At 72.6% G+C, this 17,746-nt stretch carries 16 protein-coding genes; 3 read left to right on the forward strand and 13 right to left on the reverse strand.

All coding sequences use genetic code 11. The annotated features are described in order from the left end of the window. Positions 1-128 precede the first annotated feature (128 nt). From ACZ56L_RS27850 to rimP, 3 genes are all read right to left on the reverse strand, one after another. On the reverse strand, positions 129-419 hold the full coding sequence (locus tag ACZ56L_RS27850; RefSeq protein WP_345220127.1) for a YlxR family protein: 291 nt from the start codon (positions 417-419) through the stop codon (positions 129-131). Between the two features lie 131 nt (positions 420-550). Next, complete coding sequence (gene nusA, locus ACZ56L_RS27855) at positions 551-1,603, reverse strand: transcription termination factor NusA (protein WP_345220126.1); 1,053 nt, start codon at positions 1,601-1,603, stop codon at positions 551-553. Positions 1,604-1,605: 2 nt separating this feature from the next. Continuing rightward, complete coding sequence (gene rimP / locus ACZ56L_RS27860; RefSeq protein ID WP_345220125.1) at positions 1,606-2,109, reverse strand: ribosome maturation factor RimP; 504 nt, start codon at positions 2,107-2,109, stop codon at positions 1,606-1,608. 154 nt (positions 2,110-2,263) lie between these two features. Here rimP and ACZ56L_RS27865 point away from each other — a divergent pair, with 154 nt between their 5' ends. The 3 genes from ACZ56L_RS27865 to ACZ56L_RS27875 are packed head-to-tail and all read left to right on the forward strand — an operon-like array spanning position 2,264 to position 4,135. Continuing rightward, positions 2,264-2,767 carry a hypothetical protein gene (locus ACZ56L_RS27865; RefSeq protein ID WP_345220124.1) on the forward strand — a complete coding sequence of 168 codons (504 nt, stop codon included), beginning with the start codon at positions 2,264-2,266 and terminating at the stop codon, positions 2,765-2,767. Positions 2,768-2,778: 11 nt separating this feature from the next. Beyond that, entirely contained in the window at positions 2,779-3,207 is a 429-nt protein-coding gene (locus ACZ56L_RS27870) for a ferritin-like domain-containing protein (RefSeq protein ID WP_345220154.1), read from the forward strand. Positions 3,208-3,238: 31 nt separating this feature from the next. Continuing rightward, the gene (locus ACZ56L_RS27875; RefSeq protein ID WP_471067086.1) at positions 3,239-4,135 is read left to right on the forward strand and encodes an aminoglycoside phosphotransferase family protein; all 897 of its coding nucleotides are present in this window, start codon (positions 3,239-3,241) and stop codon (positions 4,133-4,135) included. A gap of 145 nt (positions 4,136-4,280) precedes the next feature. On the opposite strand, the gene ACZ56L_RS27880 is transcribed toward ACZ56L_RS27875, so the two are convergent. The 10 genes from ACZ56L_RS27880 to ACZ56L_RS27925 all read right to left on the reverse strand — a co-directional run bounded on the left by ACZ56L_RS27880 (position 4,281) and on the right by ACZ56L_RS27925 (position 17,584). Continuing rightward, positions 4,281-5,975: a proline--tRNA ligase gene (locus ACZ56L_RS27880; protein ID WP_345220122.1), complete on the reverse strand. Its 1,695-nt coding sequence runs from the start codon at positions 5,973-5,975 to the stop codon at positions 4,281-4,283. A gap of 67 nt (positions 5,976-6,042) precedes the next feature. Further along, a complete protein-coding gene (locus ACZ56L_RS27885) occupies positions 6,043-6,579 on the reverse strand; it encodes a GNAT family N-acetyltransferase (RefSeq protein WP_345220121.1) in 537 nt (178 codons plus the stop codon). Between the two features lie 34 nt (positions 6,580-6,613). Next, positions 6,614-7,459: a GNAT family N-acetyltransferase gene (locus ACZ56L_RS27890; RefSeq protein ID WP_345220153.1), complete on the reverse strand. Its 846-nt coding sequence runs from the start codon at positions 7,457-7,459 to the stop codon at positions 6,614-6,616. A 131-nt stretch (positions 7,460-7,590) separates the two neighbouring features. Next, positions 7,591-8,745 carry a flavodoxin-dependent (E)-4-hydroxy-3-methylbut-2-enyl-diphosphate synthase gene (gene ispG / locus ACZ56L_RS27895; RefSeq protein ID WP_345220120.1) on the reverse strand — a complete coding sequence of 385 codons (1,155 nt, stop codon included), beginning with the start codon at positions 8,743-8,745 and terminating at the stop codon, positions 7,591-7,593. Between the two features lie 171 nt (positions 8,746-8,916). After that, complete coding sequence (locus ACZ56L_RS27900) at positions 8,917-10,218, reverse strand: M50 family metallopeptidase (protein ID WP_345220119.1); 1,302 nt, start codon at positions 10,216-10,218, stop codon at positions 8,917-8,919. Next, positions 10,215-11,486: a 1-deoxy-D-xylulose-5-phosphate reductoisomerase gene (gene dxr, locus ACZ56L_RS27905; protein WP_345220118.1), complete on the reverse strand. Its 1,272-nt coding sequence runs from the start codon at positions 11,484-11,486 to the stop codon at positions 10,215-10,217. The genes ACZ56L_RS27900 and dxr overlap by 4 nt, the downstream gene beginning before the upstream one ends. A gap of 151 nt (positions 11,487-11,637) precedes the next feature. Further along, positions 11,638-12,354, reverse strand: a complete 717-nt coding sequence (locus ACZ56L_RS27910; protein WP_401762331.1) for a hypothetical protein — start codon at positions 12,352-12,354, stop codon at positions 11,638-11,640. Between the two features lie 56 nt (positions 12,355-12,410). Continuing rightward, a complete protein-coding gene (locus tag ACZ56L_RS27915) occupies positions 12,411-14,357 on the reverse strand; it encodes an acyl-CoA dehydrogenase family protein (protein WP_468691352.1) in 1,947 nt (648 codons plus the stop codon). Positions 14,358-14,869: 512 nt separating this feature from the next. After that, positions 14,870-15,895, reverse strand: a complete 1,026-nt coding sequence (locus ACZ56L_RS27920; protein WP_471067090.1) for an AraC-like ligand-binding domain-containing protein — start codon at positions 15,893-15,895, stop codon at positions 14,870-14,872. Positions 15,896-16,138: 243 nt separating this feature from the next. Continuing rightward, positions 16,139-17,584 (reverse strand): aldehyde dehydrogenase family protein, encoded by a 1,446-nt coding sequence (locus tag ACZ56L_RS27925; RefSeq protein ID WP_345220114.1) that lies wholly within the window; start codon positions 17,582-17,584, stop codon positions 16,139-16,141. Positions 17,585-17,746: the final 162 nt, after the last annotated feature.

Consider the following 17,746-nt stretch of genomic DNA (forward strand, 5'->3'; position numbering starts at 1 on the left):
GCCGGACCGTCGCTACTTCATGGGCGTACTCATCGCGTACTCATCGAGTGCTCATCGCAATCTCGACCTACTTCCAACTCGCGAGGTACCTGACCGCACGGGGACCCGTGCCGTTCGTTTGTTGCGTCTTACGATGTCGCCTGCTCGACGCACCGCGCCACGTATTTCTCCAGCGACGCGGTGTCGAGCGGCCCCTGGCCCCGAAAGGCCCGGGGGAACGCCCGGCGGCGGACCGCCAGGTCGTAACAGGCAGCGGCGGGGTGCACGTAGGCACCCCGGCCGGGCAGCGTACCGCGAGGATCGGGGACACACTCACCCTCGATCATCACGATGCGCAGCAAATCGCTCTTGGCCGCTCGCTCCCGGCAACCCACACAGGTTCGCTCAGGGCATGCGCCGGTATGCGTTTGGCCAGACACGACTAAGTCTACCTCCCCGCACCGACCTCACCCCTCTGGGGCAAGAATCGAAAGCGCGCTCGTACAAGATCGGGCCTGAAACCGATGTGGCCCGGGTCTCACCCGGGCTCACATCAGGACGTGGGGGAAGCTCAGCCCCGGTCGTCCCTGCGGTCCCGGCCGTCACCGTTGTCACGCCGGTACTCGCCCGGCTCCTCGCCCTCACCGAGCTCCTCGGTGTCGGGGCGGATGTCGATGCGCCAGCCCGTCAGGCGGGCGGCCAGGCGGGCGTTCTGGCCCTCCTTGCCGATCGCCAGGGAGAGCTGGTAGTCCGGCACGGTCACCCGGGCGGAACGGGTCGACATGTCGACGACCTCGACCTTGGAGACGCGGGCCGGGGACAGCGCGTTGGCGACCATCTCGGCCGGGTCGTCGGACCAGTCGACGATGTCGATCTTCTCGCCGTGCAGCTCCGCCATGACATTGCGCACACGGCTGCCCATCGGGCCGATGCAGGCGCCCTTGGGGTTGATGCCGGAGCGCGTCGAGCGGACCGCGATCTTGGTGCGGTGGCCGGCCTCGCGGGCGATGGCCTCGATGACCACGGAACCGTCCGCGATCTCCGGGACCTCCAGCGCGAAGAGCTTCCGCACCAGGTTGGGGTGGGTGCGCGAGAGGGTCACGGAGGGGCCGCGGACGCCCTTGGCCACCCGTACGACGAACGTACGAAGGCGCAGGCCGTGCGTGTACTCCTCGCCCGGGACCTGCTCCTGGACGGGGAGGATGGCCTCCAGCTTGCCGATGTCCACCAGGACGTTCTTGGCGTCCATGCCCTGCTGGACGACGCCCGCGACGACCTCGCCCTCCAGGCCCGCGAACTCGCCGAAGGTCTGGTCGTCCTCGGCGTCGCGCAGCCGCTGCAGGATGACCTGCTTGGCGGTGCTGGCGGCGATCCGGCCGAAGTCGTCGGGAGTGTCGTCGAACTCCTTGGGCTCCTGCCCCTCCTCCAGGTCGGCCGGGTCCTCCTTCGCCCACACCGTCACATGGCCGCTCTCGCGGTCCAGGTGGGCGCGGGCGCGGCGGAAACTGCCGTCCGTGCGGTGGTAGGCGATGAGGAGGGCCTGCTCGATCGCCTCCGCCAGCTGGTCGAAGGAGATCTCCTTCTCCTTCGCCAAGCCCTTCAGAAGCTTCACGTCGATGTCCACGGCTACGCCTCCTCTTCCTTCTCGTTCTTGTCCTTGCGGTTGAACTCGACCTCGACGCGGGCCTTCGCGACGTCCGCGAACTCCACGCGGCGGGCGGTGGGCCTGCGCCCCTTCACGCCCGGCACTTCCAGATCGAGTCCGTCCTCGTCGACGACGAGGATGCGGGCGGTCAGCTCGGCGCCGTCGTTCAGCTGGAGCCTGGCGAGGCGGCCGGTGGCCCGTACGTAGTGGCGGTGCTCGGTGAGCGGGCGGTCCGCGCCCGGGGAGCTGACTTCGAGGACGTACTCCTCGTCGCCCATCGCGTCGCTCTCGTCGAGCTTGTCGGAGATCGCGCGGCTGACCTCGGCGCAGGCGTCGAGCTCGACGCCCTCCTCCGAGTCCACGACGATCCGCAGCATGCGGCGCCTGCCCGCCTTGGCCACCTCGATCTCCTCGAGGTCCAGGCCCTGGGCGGCGACCAGCGGTTCCAGCAGTTCGCGCAGCCTGTCGCTCTGGGTGGTGCTCATCCGGGTGACTCCTCGGCCGCGTGTGCTGTTGTCTGTTTCGTCGTGTGTCAGGTCAAAGGGTATCCGGTCCCGAGGGGTGTTGCCGTCCGTCCCGGACATCGCGCGGGTACGCTCGCCTGCGGTGATCACCCGGGGACCGAGGGAGACGGAAGACGTGCGCACGCCCACCACTCGCAGACGTGCGCTGGCCCTGAGCGGGGCCGCCGCGGCGGGCCTGCTGGCCGGCTGTTCGAACGAAGGGACCCCGTCCGGCGCTTCCGGTACGGAGACCTCGTCGGCCGCACGGAGGGCGGCGCTGCGCATCCGCGAGACGGCGGTGCGCACCAGCGCGGACCTGCTGGCCCACTACGACGCCCTGCTGGTGAAGCACCCGGGCCAGGCGGACCGCCTCGCGCCGCTGCGCGCGGAGGTCGCCCGGCAGACGGAGGTGCTGCGCGGGACCGGTGTCCGGGCCGCCGCCGGGAGCGCTCCCGTCACCGTCGCCGCCGACCCGCGGGCCGCCGTGCGCGAGCTCGCGGCCGCCGAGCAGCGGGCCTGCGACGCGCAGTTCGCCGCCGTGGTGCGGGCCACCCCGGAGCTGGCCCGGCTGCTGGCCTCGGTGGCGGCGGCGGGCGCCGTGCACGTGTACCTGCTGACCGACGGGGGTGCGACGACGTGACGCAGCACGCGATGGACGCGGTGCAGGCCGCGCTGGCCGCCGAGCACGCCGCCGTGTACGGGTACGGGGTGGTGGGCGGCCGGATCGGCGCGGAGCGCCGCACCGAGGCCCGGGAGGCGTACGACGCCCACCGTTCACGGCGCGACGCGCTCGCCCGCACGGTGCACGACCTGGGCGGGAAGCCCGTCGTCGCGGAGGCCGCGTACGCGCTGCCCTTCCCGGTGCCGGACGCGGCGTCGGCGGCGAAGCTGGGGGCCGTGCTGGAGGAGCGGGTGGCGGGGGTGTACTCGGATCTGGTGCGGGCCGCCGAGGGCCCGCTGCGCCGGGAGGCGGCCGGGGCGCTGCGCGAGGCGGCGGTGCGGGCCGTGCGCTGGCGGGGCAGCAGCGTAGCCTTTCCAGGGCTCGCCGAACTGACCACTTCGGCACGCGAAGGCGTGTGAGCCCTGCGAATCGAAGGAGAACACCCCACCTATGGCTTTCGAACCGTCACAGCGCCTGGTGAAGGCGCTGGGCGAGGCGTACGGGGAAACGGTGGCCGCCGACTGGCTCGGAGGGCTTCCGTCGCTGACTCAGGAAGCCCTGGAGCGGAGGGAGTTGGCCTGTGAGCGGATCATGGCGCCGGGCGGCCGCAGCAGTGTGGTGGTGCTGGTGCGCCGCCCGGACGGCACGCAGGCCGCGCTGAAGCTCGTGCCCGCGGAAGCCCGCCCGGACCGGGAGCGGGCGGCGCTCGCGCACTGGAACGGCTGGGGCGCGGTCCGCCTCGCGGACGACCTGGCGGAGCCGGGGGCGCTGCTGCTGGAGCGGTTGCACTGCGAGGTGTCGCTGCGGTCGCTGCCGGAGCCGAAGGCGCTGCTGGAGGCGGCGGGGACGGTGCGGAAGCTGTGGGTGGAGCCCGCCGAGGGGCATCCCTTCGAAACGGTGGCCCGGCGCACCGAACGGCAGTCCGCGCCGATGCGCGAGGCCCCGGCCGAGCTGATGCCGCTGGTGGACGCGGCCCTCGCGGCCCGTGCGGAGCTGGTGGCCTCCTCCCCCGAGCTCCTGCTGCTGCACGGCAACTTCCGGCAGGGCAAGGTGCTGGGCGGCGACCGCGCGCCGTGGCTGGCGGTCGGCCCCGATCCGCTGGTGGGCGAGCGCGCCTACGATCTCGCCCGTCTGGTGCGGGACCGGATCGACGACCAGATCGCGACGGCGGCCGGGGCTCCGGCGACCCGCCGTCGCGTCAACCGGCTCGCCGACTCCCTGGACGTGGACCGGGAGCGGCTGCACGGCTGGACGCTGTTCCGGGCGGTGGAGTCGGGCACCCGGGCGCTGGCGGCCGGGCGGCGGCAGGACGGCGAGATGCTGCTGGAGTTCGCGAGCTGGCTGTAGGCCGCGAGGTGACACGTGACGGTGTCCGGACGCGGCGGGACGGCGGCCCGGACCGCACCGCTGGCGCCCGGAGGGCAGGCGGAAGGGCCCGCACCCGTGGCGGGTGCGGGCCCTTCCGGCGTGCGGACGGAACGTGCCGAACGGACTACTCGGCGGTCAGGCGGGCGACGGCCTCGTCGACCGTCAGCTCCTCGCGCTCGCCCGTGCGGCGGTCCTTCAGCTCCAGGACGCCGTCGGCGGCGCGGCGGCCCGCGACCAGGATCTTCGGGCAGCCGATCAGCTCGGAGTCGGTGAACTTCACGCCGGGCGAGACGCCGGGACGCTCGTCGACCAGGACGCGCAGACCGGCCGCGCCCAGCTTCTCGGCGACCTCGACGGCCAGCTCGGTCTGGAGCGCCTTGCCCGCCGCGACGACGTGCACGTCGGCCGGGGCGATCTCGGGCGTCCAGCACAGGCCCTTGTCGTCCGCCGACTGCTCGGCGAGGGCGGCCACCGCGCGCGAGACGCCGATGCCGTACGAGCCCATGGTGACGCGGACGGGCTTGCCCTGCTGGCCGAGCACGTCCAGGCCGAAGGTGTCGGCGTACTTGCGGCCGAGCTGGAAGATGTGGCCGATCTCGATGGCGCGGTCCAGCTTGAGGCCGGTGCCGCAGTTGGGGCACGGGTCGCCCTCTTCGACGACGACCACGTCGAGGTAGTCGTCCACCTCGAAGTCGCGGCCCGCGACGACGTTCCTGGCGTGGGTGTCGGCCTTGTTGGCACCGGTGATCCAGGCGGTGCCGGGGGCGACGCGGGGGTCGGCGATGTAGCGGACCTTGGCGAGGCCCTGGGGGCCGACGTAGCCGCGGACCAGGTCGTCGCGGCCCTCGAAGTCCTCGGCGGTGACCAGTTCGACCACGGCGGGCGCGAGGTGCTCGCCCAGCTTGCCGAGGTCCACCTCGCGGTCGCCCGGGACGCCCACCGCGACGATCTCGCCGTCGACCTTGACCAGGAGGTTCTTCAGGGTGGCGGAGGCCTCGACGCCGAGCTGGGCGGCCAGGGTCTCGATGGTCGGGGTGTCGGGGGTGTCGATGTCCTCGGCGGCCGGGTGGGTCTCCTCCACGGCCTTGAGCGCGAAGGTGACGGCCTCGGTGTTCGCGGCGTAGTCGCAGTTCGGGCAGTCGGCGAAGGTGTCCTCGCCGGCGGCGGCCGGGGCGAGGAACTCCTCGGAGGCGGAGCCGCCCATGGCGCCGGAGACGGCGGACACGATGCGGTGGTCCAGGCCGAGGCGGTTGAAGATCTTGATGTACGCCTCGCGGTGCAGCCGGTACGACTCGGCGAGGCCCTCGTCGGTGGTGTCGAAGGAGTACGAGTCCTTCATCTGGAACTCGCGGCCGCGCAGCACACCGGAACGGGGGCGGGCCTCGTCGCGGTACTTCGTCTGGATCTGGTAGAGCATCACCGGCAGGTCCTTGTAGGACGTGCACTGGTCCTTGACCGTCTGGGTGAAGACCTCTTCGTGGGTGGGGCCCAGGAGGTAGTCGCCGCCCTTGCGGTCCTTCAGGCGGAACAGCAGGTCGCCGTACTCCTCCCAGCGGCCGGACGCCTCGTAGGGCTCCTTGGGCAGCAGGGCCGGGAGGAGGACCTCCTGGGCGCCGATGGCGTCCATCTCCTCGCGCACCACGCGCGAGATGTTGTCCAGGACCTTCTTGCCCAGCGGCAGCCAGGTCCAGATGCCCGCGGCGTTGCGACGTACGTAACCGGCGCGGACCAGCAGCTTGTGGCTGAGGGTCTCGGCGTCCGCCGGGTCGTCGCGCAATGTCTTGACCATCAAACGGGACATGCGCTGGACCTGGGCCATGGTGAACTCCTGCTCGGAAGGGTGATGCCAGGAGGTTAGCCGGGCGGTGGGGGCGGGCGGAAATCGGTTAGCGGCGCAGCGGCAGCGGGGCTCCCATGACGGCGTACGCCCGGGGGGCGCTCGGGAAGAGCACCTGTTCGGCCAGGTCCACGTACCCCAGCGACCGGTAGAGGCCCCTGGCCGGGCTCTCGACGTCGATCGCGGACAGGATGGACCGGGGCTCGGCCGCCGCGTCCGTGAGGGCGGTGATCAGGGCCCGGCCGATGCCCCGGGCCTGGTGGTCCGGGTGGACGTGCAGCTCGGTGATGACGAAGGAGTCGTCGAGCCAGCCGTCGCGTCCGTGCCGGCGCAGATGGGGCTCGACGATCGTGGACCACCAGTGCGTGCGGTCGTTGGGCATCCCGTACACGAAGCCGACCAGGCGGCCGTCGGGGGTGGTCGCGCCGAGGGCGCGCGCGCCCGGGCAGGTCATGTGCCGCACCACGATGTGACGTCGTACGCCGACCTCGTCGGCGCTGAGACCGAAGGCGAGCGCCTGCACGGCGAGCGCCTCGTCCACGTGCTCCGCGAGGTCCAGGGGGCCGATGGCTGCTTCGTCCGTCATGGCCGAACCCTAGCCGTCGCGCGTCGCGGGGGCGTCAGAAGAGAACGCTCGTGAAGGCGCCGACCTCGCGGAAGCCGACGCGGCGGTACGAGGCGCGGGCGGGGGTGTTGAAGTCGTTGACGTACAGGGACACGACCGGGGCCACGTCCGCGAGGGCGTAGCGCAGGACGGCGGCCATGCCGGTGACGGACAGGCCCTTGCCGCGGTGCTCGGGGGCGACCCAGACGCCCTGGATCTGGCAGGCGGCCGGGGTCGCGGCGCCGATCTCGGCCTTGAAGACGACCTTGCCGTCGTCGTCGAGGCGGGCGAAGGAGCGGCCCGCGCCGACCAGTTCGGCGACCCGGGCCTGGTAGAGGAGGCCGCCGTCGCCCGCCATCGGGGAGACGCCGACCTCCTCGGTGAACATGGCCACGCAGGCGGGCATGATCGTCTCCATCTCGTCCTTGCGGACGCGGCGGACCAGGGGGTCGGGCTCGATGCCGGGCGGGAGCTGTTCGGCGACCATCAGCGGCTGGTGGGCGCGGACCTCGCGGGCGGGGCCCCAGTGGGGTTCCAGGAGCCGCCAGAGGAGGCCGGCGGGCTCGGCGGGCCCGACGATGGAGGAGCAGCGGCGGCCGGCCCTGCGGGCCCGTTCGGCGAAGGCGCGGACGGCTTCCCGGGTGGCACAGATCGGGACGAGGTTGGCGCCGGAGTAGCAGAGGCTGCGCAGCCGGCCGCCCTCGTAGAAGCCCCACATCTCGCCGCCGAGCCGCCAGGGGTCGAGGCCGGCGACCTGGACCCGGGAGGTCACGAAGGCGTTGTTGACGGGCTCGCTCTCCAGCAGGGCGAGCGCCTCGCCCAGGTCGCCGGGTGCGAGGACGCGGCAGGTGGTCGTCGTCAACACGTGGGGGCCTCACCGTACGGATCGCTGATCTCCGCACTGTACCCGGGACGTTCGAAAGCACCCACCCGGAGCGAAAAGCCCCGGCCCGCGGGGGTGGCGGGGCCGGGGCTTTTCGAGGGCGGGGGGCGTCAGCTGACGGAGACGGAGGGCTCGCCGGAGGGGATGCCGTCGGCCTCCATCTGCTCGGCGATCTTCATGGCTTCCTCGATGAGGGTTTCCACGATCTTGGACTCCGGGACGGTCTTGATGACCTCGCCCTTGACGAAGATCTGGCCCTTGCCGTTGCCGGAGGCGACGCCGAGGTCGGCCTCGCGGGCCTCGCCGGGGCCGTTGACGACGCAGCCCATGACGGCGACGCGCAGCGGGACCTCCATGCCTTCGAGGCCGGCGGTGACCTCCTCGGCGAGCTTGTAGACGTCGACCTGGGCGCGGCCGCAGGAGGGGCAGGAGACGATCTCCAGGCGGCGGGGCTTGAGGTTGAGGGACTCCAGGATCTGGATGCCGACCTTGATCTCCTCGACCGGCGGGGCGGAGAGGGAGACCCGGATGGTGTCGCCGATGCCCTCGGAGAGCAGGGCGCCGAAGGCGACGGCCGACTTGATGGTGCCCTGGAAGGCGGGGCCCGCCTCGGTGACGCCGAGGTGCAGGGGGTAGTCGCACTGGGCGGCGAGCTGGCGGTAGGCGTTGACCATCACGACGGGGTCGTTGTGCTTGACCGAGATCTTGATGTCGCCGAAGCCGTGCTCCTCGAAGAGGGAGGCCTCCCAGAGGGCGGACTCGACGAGGGCCTCCGGGGTGGCCTTGCCGTACTTCTTCAGGAGGCGGGCGTCCAGGGAGCCGGCGTTGACGCCGATGCGGATCGGCGTTCCGGCGTCGCGCGCGGCGTGCGCGATCTCCTTCACCTTGTCGTCGAACTGCTTGATGTTGCCCGGGTTGACGCGGACGGCCGCGCAGCCCGCGTCGATCGCGGCGAAGACGTACTTCGGCTGGAAGTGGATGTCGGCGATCACCGGGATCTGCGACTTCTTCGCGATCGTGGCGAGCGCGTCGGCGTCGTCCTGGGTCGGGCAGGCGACGCGGACGATCTGGCAGCCGGACGCGGTGAGTTCGGCGATCTGCTGGAGCGTCGCACCGATGTCGGACGTACGGGTGGTGGTCATGGACTGCACCGAAACGGGTGCGTCTCCGCCGACCGCCACGCTGCCGACCTGGATCTTGCGGCTGATCCTCCGGTCGGCGAGCTTCGTCGGAACGGCGGGCATTCCGAGAGAAATTGCAGTCATCTGCTGTGCAACCCCAAGTGTGGATCTAGGTCCCGGGCAATCGGCGGGCTCCGGCCTTCGAGCGTACGTCACCGGGAAAGGCCGGAATACACCACGTCGACAAATCCACTCAATGGAGCGCAGAAACCGGCACCCCCGCGGGGGCGCCGGTGACTGGCGGTGCTGTGCGGGTCAGGAGATGCGGACGGGGTTGACCACGTCGGCGATCAGGACCAGCACGGTGAAGCAGATGAAGAGGCCCGCGACGACGTAGGCGACCGGCATGAGCCGTGCCACGTCGAAGGGGCCGGGGTCGGGCCGCCGGAAGACCTTCGCCAGGTTGCGGCGCAGGGACTCCCACAGGGCGCCGACCATGTGGCCGCCGTCGAGCGGGAGCAGCGGCAGCATGTTGAAGAGGAACAGGGACAGGTTGAAGCCCGCGACCAGGGTCAGCATGAAGCCGATGGTGGTGTTGGTGGGCAGGCCCAGGCCCATGATCTCGCCGCCGACGCGGGCCGCTCCGACGACGCCCATCGGGGAGTCGGCCTTGCGCTTCTCGCCGTTGAACGTGGCGTTCCACAGGTCGGGGACCTTGGAGGGCAGGGCGATCAGGGAGTCCACGCCGGACTGGAACATGGCGCCCATCTGGTCGATGGACTCGCCGAAGGTGAGCGGGGTGACGGCCGCGCCGGGCCCGAAGCCGAGGTATCCGGCCTCGACGTACTCGTCCTTGACGGGGTTGCCGTCGGCGTCCTTCTTCAGGACCTTGTTGGTCTTCACCGTGGTGGTGAGGACCTTCTGCTGCCCGGCGCGCTCGACGGTGATGCTGACCTCGCCGCGCGAGGCGCGGATGCGGTCGGAGAGCGCCGCCCAGTCGCTGATCGGCTGCCCCTGGTAGGCGACGATCCTGTCGTCCTTCTGGAGTCCGGCGGCCTTGGCGGGCGACGGCGGGTCGGAGGCCCGGCAGTCGCGTTCGACGCTCTGCGCGAGCACGCAGGGGACGACGTTGGCGACGGTGGTGGTCTGCTTGTTCTGGCCGATGACCATGAACACGCCGAGGAACAGCACGAAGGCGATGACGAGGTTCATGAAGGGGCCCGCGAACATCACCACGAACCGCTTCCACGGTGTGCGGGTGTAGAACAGCCGCGTCTCGTCGCCGGGCTTCAGTTCCTCGTACGCGGCCGAGCGGGCGTCCTCGATCATGCCGCGCCACGGCGAGGTGGACCGGGCCTCGATCCGGCCGTCGGGGCCGGGCGGGAACATGCCGATCATCCGGATGTAGCCGCCGAGCGGGATGGCCTTGATGCCGTACTCGGTCTCGCCCCTGTGCCGCGACCAGACGGTGGGGCCGAAGCCGACCATGTACTGGGGGACGCGGATGCGGAAGAGCTTGGCGAAGGAGAGGTGGCCGAGTTCGTGCAGGGCGATCGAGACGAGCAGCCCGACGAAGAAGATGACTATCCCGAGGACGTTCATCAGGATTCCGGTCATGCGCGAGCCTCCGCCGTTGCCTTCTGGTGTGGTGCCTTCTGCCGGGCCAGTTCACGGGCGCGGGTCCGGGCCCAGGATTCCGCTTCCAGGACGTCCGCGACCGTCAGGGAGGTTCCCGACGCCGGGGTGCCGTGTTCCGCGACCACCTCTGCGACCGTATCCACGATTCCTGTGAACGGCAGCCGTCCGGCGAGGAACGCGTCCACGCATTCCTCGTTGGCGGCATTGAACACCGCCGGGGCCGTGCCCCCCAGCGTTCCGACGTGACGGGCGAGTCCCACCGCGGGGAAGGCCTCGGTGTCCAGGGGGAAGAACTCCCAGGTGGAGGCCTTGGACCAGTCGAAGGCGGGGGCGGCGTCCGGCACCCGTTCGGGCCAGCCGATGCCGATCGCGATGGGGCCGCGCATGTCGGGCGGGGTGGCCTGGGCGAGGGTGGAGCCGTCGGTGAACTCCACCATGGAGTGCACGTACGACTGGGGGTGGACGACCACCTCGATGCGGTCGAAGGGGATGTCGTAGAGGAGGTGCGCCTCGATGACCTCCAGGCCCTTGTTGACCAGGGTCGCGGAGTTGACGGTGATGACCGGGCCCATCGCCCAGGTGGGGTGGGCGAGCGCGTCCTCGCGGGTGACACCGGCCAGCTCCGCCCGCGTACGGCCGCGGAAGGGGCCGCCGGACGCGGTGACGACGAGCTTGCGCACGTCGGAGCGCTCGCCGCCGGCGAGCGCCTGGAAGAGCGCGGCGTGCTCGGAGTCGACCGGGACGATCTGGCCGGGCGCGGCGAGGGCCTTGACCAGGGGGCCGCCGACGATGAGGGATTCCTTGTTGGCGAGGGCCAGGGTGCGGCCCGCCTCCAGCGCGGCCAGGGTGGGCGCGAGACCGATGGAGCCGGTGATGCCGTTGAGGACGGTGTGGCAGTCGGAGGCCGCGAGCTGGGTGGCGGCGTCGGGTCCGGCGAGGATCTCGGGCAGCGGGTCCGTCCCGTACCGGGTGCGCAGCGCCTCGCGCAGGGCGGGGACGGCCTCCTCGCGGGCGACCGCCACGGTGCGTACCTGGAGCTGCCGCGCCTGGTCGGCGAGCAGGTCGACCTGCGATCCGGCCGCGGAGAGCGCGGTGATCCGGAAGCGGTCGGGGTTGCGCAGCACGAGGTCGATCGCCTGCGTGCCGATCGACCCGGTGGAGCCGAGGACCACGACGTCGCGCGGCCCTTCGGTCACGGCTCCGTGGCGGAGGTGCGGGTCGGCGAGGGGGGCTGGACTGTCGGTCATCCCCCCATTGTGGCCCGCGCGCGGGGGGCGGTGGACAGCGCGCCCCCGATCGGTCCGCGGAGTGCCGCCCGGCGGTCGCGGCGCCGGGCGTCCGCGGTGTCCGGCGCGGGTCACCAAAGCGCAGCCCCTCGTCGGCCGGCGGACCCGGAACTCACCCCCCGGGGCCGGTGAGGTTCTCCGTCTGGGCGTCCACGATCTCCTTCGGCACGCCGCCGGGGTCCTTGTCGTCGAGGCTCTCGGCCCGGAAGGAGACCAGGGTCGCCCCGTACCGGACCACGGTCAGGTACTCGTACGACGCGCTCCCGTTCCTTCCGTCGCGCAGGCCCAGCCGGTACGCCAGGGCCTCGTCGCCGGTCCCGGCGGGGGCGGCGGCCGCCGTGACGGAGGTGTACGTGCCCGAGCGGTCCCCCCGCAGCTCGGTGAACCCGCCGGCGCACTTCTTCCCGGCGGCGCGCAGGTCGTCCAGCACCGCGGCGGCCCGTCCCTTGTCGTACGACCGCAGTTGCACGGCGACGTCGGCGCCCCGGAGGTTCTCCGGGTCGGTCAGCCTGCGGTGCACCTGGGTGACGGGGCCGCCGCGGACGGCCCGCAGCGAGACCAGCGGCCCGCAGGCGGACGGCCGCGCACCGTAGGCGTCGCTCAACGGGCCGCCCGAGACGGTGTATTCGCCCGTACGGTAGGGACCTGCCTGCGTGCCGGGGCTCAGGGCGCGGGCGGCGAGCGCGGGCTGGCTCAGGGGCCGCGGGGCGGCGGAGGGCCCGGCGCCGGCGGGGGCGGCGGGGCCCGCGCAGGCCGTGAGGGCGGCGGCGCAGGTGAGCACCGCCAGGATCGTCCGTGTCGAAGCGTGCTTCCCGTACCCCTGGTTCATGGGGACATCGTGGGGCACGGGAAGCGGCGGTGTCACCCGTTCCGCTTGTCCGGCGGTCAGCGGACGGGGCGGTGGACGTTGTCCCCCTTCGCGGGTCCGGGGGTGGCGTCGGCGATCCAGGGACCTTCGCCGCTGGGGTCGACGATGCCCTCCTCCAGCCAGCCGTAGGTGCCGGTGAGGACGCCTTCGACGACCGTGCGGTCGAGGTCGTCGGTGTTGGTCCAGAGGCGGCCCAGGAGTTCCTCGGTGCGGATGCGGGACTGGCGGCAGAAGACGTCGGCGAGCTGGTAGGCCTCGCGGCCGTGGTCCTCGGTGGTGCGCAGGAGTTCGGCGCGCACGCAGGCGGCGCTCATGGCGAACAGCTCGGCGCCGATGTCGACGATCCGCCCGAGGAAGCCCTGCTTGGTCTCCAGCCGTCCCTGCCAGCGGGACATGGCGTAGAAGGTGGAGCGGGCGAGCTTGCGGGAGGTGCGCTCGACGTAACGGAGGTGGCCGGAGAGGTCGGGGTGGCCGGCCGGATGGAACTCGCCGAAGCTGCGCGGGAGCTGGCCGGGCCCGGTGACGAGCCTGGGCAGCCAGCGCGCGTAGAAGCCGGTGGCCTGCGCGCCCGCCTTCGCCTTGTCGGAGAGGGTCTTGTCGGGGTCGATGAGGTCGCCCGCGACCTTCAGGTGGGCGTCGACCGCCTCGCGGGCGATCAGCAGGTGCATGATCTCCGTCGAACCCTCGAAGATGCGGTTGATCCGCAGGTCGCGCAGGATCTGCTCGGCGGGGACGGCGCGTTCGCCGCGGGCGGCGAGGGAGTCGGCGGTCTCGAAGCCGCGCCCGCCGCGGATCTGGACGAGTTCGTCGGCCATCAGCCACGCCATCTCGGACCCGTACAGCTTCGCCAGGGCCGCCTCGATCCGGATGTCGTTGCGGTCCTCGTCGGCCATCTGCGAGGACAGGTCCAGGACGGCTTCGAGGGCGAAGGTGGTGGCGGCGATGAAGGAGATCTTGCCGCCGACGGCCTCGTGGCGGGCGACCGGCTTGCCCCACTGCTCGCGCACCGCCGACCACTCGCGGGCGATCTTCAGGCACCACTTGCCGGCGCCGACGCACATCGCGGGCAGGGACAGCCGCCCGGTGTTGAGGGTGGTGAGGGCGATCTTCAGACCCGCCCCCTCGGGCCCGATCCGGTTCGCCGCGGGCACCCGCACCTGATGGAAGCGGGTCACCCCGTTCTCCAGCCCGCGCAGCCCCATGAAGGCGTTGCGGTGCTCGACGGTGACGCCGGGCGAGTCGGCCTCGACGACGAAGGCGGTGATGCCGCCCCGGCCGGTCTCGGTCCTGGGCACCCGCGCCATGACGACGAGCAGGTCGGCGACGACGCCGTTGGTCGTCCACAGCTTCACGCCGTCCAGGACGTACGCGTCGTCGCCGTCCGGGACGGCGGTGGTGGCGAGCCGGGCGGGGTCGGAGCCGACGTCGGGTTCGGTGAGGAGGAAGGCGGAGATGTCGGTACGGGCCAGGCGCGGCAGGAACGCGTCCTTCTGCTCCTGGGTGCCGAACAGCTTCAGCGGCTGCGGTACGCCGATGGACTGGTGGGCGGAGAGGAGTGCGCCGACGGCGGGGCTGGCGGAGCCGGCCAGCGCGAGCGCCTTGTTGTAGTACACCTGGGTGAGCCCCAGGCCCCCGTACTTCCGGTCGATCTTCATGCCGAGCGCGCCGAGTTCCTTCAGCCCGTGAATCGTCTCGTCGGGGATGCGGGCCTCGCGCTCGATGCGGGCGCCGTCGATCCCGTTCTCGCAGAAGGCGCGCAGCTTCGCGAGGAACGCCTCGCCGCGGGCGGCGTCCTCGGCCGGGGGCATCGGGTGCGGGTGGATGAGGTCCAGGCGGAAGCGGCCGAGGAAGAGCTCCTTGGCGAAGCTGGGTTTGCGCCAGTCCTGCTCGCGGGCGGCCTCGGCGACCTGCCGGGCCTCGCGTTCGGTGACCTTGGGGGGCCGGGGTGCGTGTGGTGCGGACATGAGGCTCACCTCGCCGCGCGTCGGGGTCAGGGACCCGGGGGGCGCCGTACCGCCGCGCGTTGCCGCGTACGGCTACCGACCGGTGCTACCCACTCGTATCTACCGCATCGCGCTCCGTGCCACCAGCCCTCGCGGGAGGGCGTCCGGCCGCCCCCGGTTTCCTTCGGCGCGGCCGGAAGGTGTTCCGTGCCCCGGCCGGGGTGGCGCGCACGGCGGCGGACCCGGCGCGGGCGCGTGCTCCCCGGCGGGTCCGCGGCCGGTCTCCCGCCGTGCCGGGCGCACGGCGCGCCCTGCGCCGCGGGACGTACGGGAGCCGCCGGCGGTGCGTGCGGCGGCCGGGGGGACCGCTCGGCACCGGAAGGCCGGGGTGCGGCCTTCCGGTGCCGTTCTCCGAGGGGGTCGCGCTCGGGCCCGCAAGGTCCGGCCCCCACGCGCTCCGGTGTCCCGGACCGCCCGGACCGCGGTGCCCGGCGCGTCTGCTCCGCCCCGTGCCCGATCCTCCCGCGCGGGCGTCACCCCGTCATTGCGCTTCGGCGCACGCTTTCTTGTCGCTGCGCGCGGGGCGGGCGGGGCAGGCTCCTGCGGTACGCGGCGGGCGGCATTCCGTACTCCCGCTTGAAGAGGCGGTTGAAGCCCGCGGGGTCGGCGAGCCCGTTGCGGGCGGCGACGGCGTGCACCGGCAGGTGGTCCAGCCGCCGGTCGGCGAGGTCCGCGCGGCAGCGTTCGAGGCGCCGGCGGCGGATGAACGCGGACACGGTCTCGGCGCGAGCGCGGAAGAGCTGGTGCACCTGGCGCACGGAGATGTGGTGGTGCGCGGCGACGGCCTGCGGGGTGAGCCCGGGGTCGGCGAGGTTCTGCTCGACGAACGCCTCCAGCCGGGCCAGGAGTGCCGCGCTGCGGGTCTCCGGTTCCAGGAGGTCCTGCCGGTCCAGGCGCGTCGCCAGGAGGGCGCGCACCAGGTGCAGCGTGGTCTCGCCGACCGCGGCGGCGGCCGCCTCCTCCAGCCGGGGGGCTTCGTCGAGGACGGCGCGCAGGTGCCGGTCGAGGACGGCGCCGACGCCGGAGCGGGCGGTGAGGCCGGTGGCGAGGAGCGCGGCGGCCCGGTGGTCGGGGAAGGGCAGGGACGTCCGGGGCAGGTGCAGCACCACGGCCCGCGCGACTCGGGCGCCGTCCCCCTGCCCGGAGACGAGTCCGGTGTAGGGCAGCGAGGAGCTCCACATGACGAAGTCGCCGTCCGACATGCGGACCTCTCGGCGCTCCTGCGAGACGCTCATCGTTCCGTTCAGGACCAGCGCCAGTTCGTACGTCTCCGGGTCGGACTCCCTGACCAGGCGCGCCGTGCGCTCCGAGTGCAGCGTGGGAAAGGCCATCAGGGTCGCCCGCAGAGGGCCGGCGGAGAGCATGCCGACGTGCCCCGCGAAGTCGGCGGCGTGCTCGCTGCTGATCCGGGTGGGAGCGGCCGAGCGGGCGACCTCCTGGCACCACCACTCGAACCGGTCCTCGCGCGCGAGCGACATCGTGTCGACGACGTGGAACACCCCGGCCCCCTCCACTCGGTCCCCGGACCGGCCGGGCCGGCGCGTGTCCGTGGCCGGCATTGTTCCGGGGACGGGGGGCGTCCGGAATGGCACGGACGTGTCATGTTCGGGGCGGGAGCCCGGGGCCGGTTGCCGGTGGCCGCCGCTTCCCGTGTCCGCGCACAGGGCGAGGGAGGCCGGCGGGCCGGGCGCCGGGGTCGACGTCCTGCCCACCGGCCTCCCTCGCGTGGTGCCGCGGGTTCCTTACAGGTCGATGCCCGTCAGGACCAGGACCCGCTCGTAGGTGTAGTCGTCCATCGCGTACCGGACGCCCTCGCGGCCGACGCCGGACTGCTTGACGCCGCCGTACGGCATCTGGTCGGCGCGGTAGGAGGGCACGTCGCCGACGATCACGCCGCCGACCTCCAGGGCGCGGTGGCCGCGGAAGGCCGCCTGGATGTCGTGCGTGAACAGACCCGCCTGGAGGCCGTACTTGGAGGAGTTGACCGCGGCGAAGGCCTCGGCCTCGCCGTCGACCTTCTGCACCGACAGGACCGGGCCGAAGACCTCCTCGCAGGAGAGGGTCGTGTCGGCCGGGAGGGCGGCCAGGACGGTCGGCGCGTAGGCGGCGCCGTCGCGCGTGCCGCCGGTCAGCAGCTCGGCGCCGGCCTTGACGGCCTCGTCGACCCAGGACTCGACGCGCTTGGCGGCGTCCTCGCTGACCAGCGGGCCGACGTCGGTGGCGGCGTCGGAGGGGTCACCGGTGACCTGGGCCTCGACGGCGGCGACGATCTTCGGAACGAGCCGGTCGTACACGGAGGCGTCCGCGATGACGCGCTGCACGGAGATGCAGGACTGGCCGCCCTGGTAGTTGGAGAAGGTCGCGATGCGGGTCGCGGCCCAGTCCAGGTCCTCGTCGGAGGAGAAGTCGCCGAGGACGACGGCCGCGCCGTTGCCGCCCAGCTCCAGGGTGCAGTGCTTGCGCGGGACGGAGTCGAGGATCGCGTAGCCGACCTTCTCGGAGCCCGTGAAGGACACGACGGGCAGCCGCTCGTCCTGGACCAGGGCAGGCATCTTCTCGTTCGCGACCGGCAGGACCGACCAGGAGCCCTCGGGCAGGTCGGTCTCGGCGAGCAGCTCGCCCAGGATCAGGGCGGACAGCGGGGTGGCCGGGGCGGGCTTGAGGATGATCGGCGCGCCGACGGCGATGGCCGGGGCGACCTTGTGGGCGCACAGGTTCAGCGGGAAGTTGAACGGGGCGATGCCGAGGACCACGCCGCGGTTGAAGCGCCGGGTGAGGGCGAGCCGCCCCACGCCGCCGGCGTCGGTGTCGAGGCGCTGGGCCTCGCCGCCGTTGAAGCGGCGGGCCTCCTCGGCGGCGAACCGGAACACGGACACCGCGCGGCCGACCTCGCCGCGGGCCCACTTGATGGGCTTGCCGTTCTCGGCGGAGATCAGTTGGCCGATCTCCTCGGTGCGCTCGGCGAGACGGTCGGCGACGTGGGTGAGGGCGGCGGCGCGGACGTGGGCGGGGGTGGCGGAGAAGCTGTCGCGCACGGCGTGGGCGGCGGCGACGGCTTCCTCGACCTGGGCGTCGGTCGGAACGCTGACGGTGCCGACGGTGCGGCCGTCCCAGGGGGAGGTGACGTCGAAGGTGTCGTCGCCGGTGGCCTGGCGGCCGGCGAGCCAGAAGGCGTGGGTGGAAGTCATAGCGAGGTCCGGCCCTTCCGAGGGGGTGGGGTCAGTGGGTGGATTACGGGTCCACCGTAGGGGCGGGGGCGGATGGCGTCGTTTGTCCGGGGTGGAGTGTTGGGGAGGGGATGGGTGCCGGAATGGTGTGGGCCGGGTGGGCCGGGACGGCGCCCGGGGGCG

The organism is Streptomyces sp. NPDC039736 (assembly GCF_055596485.1).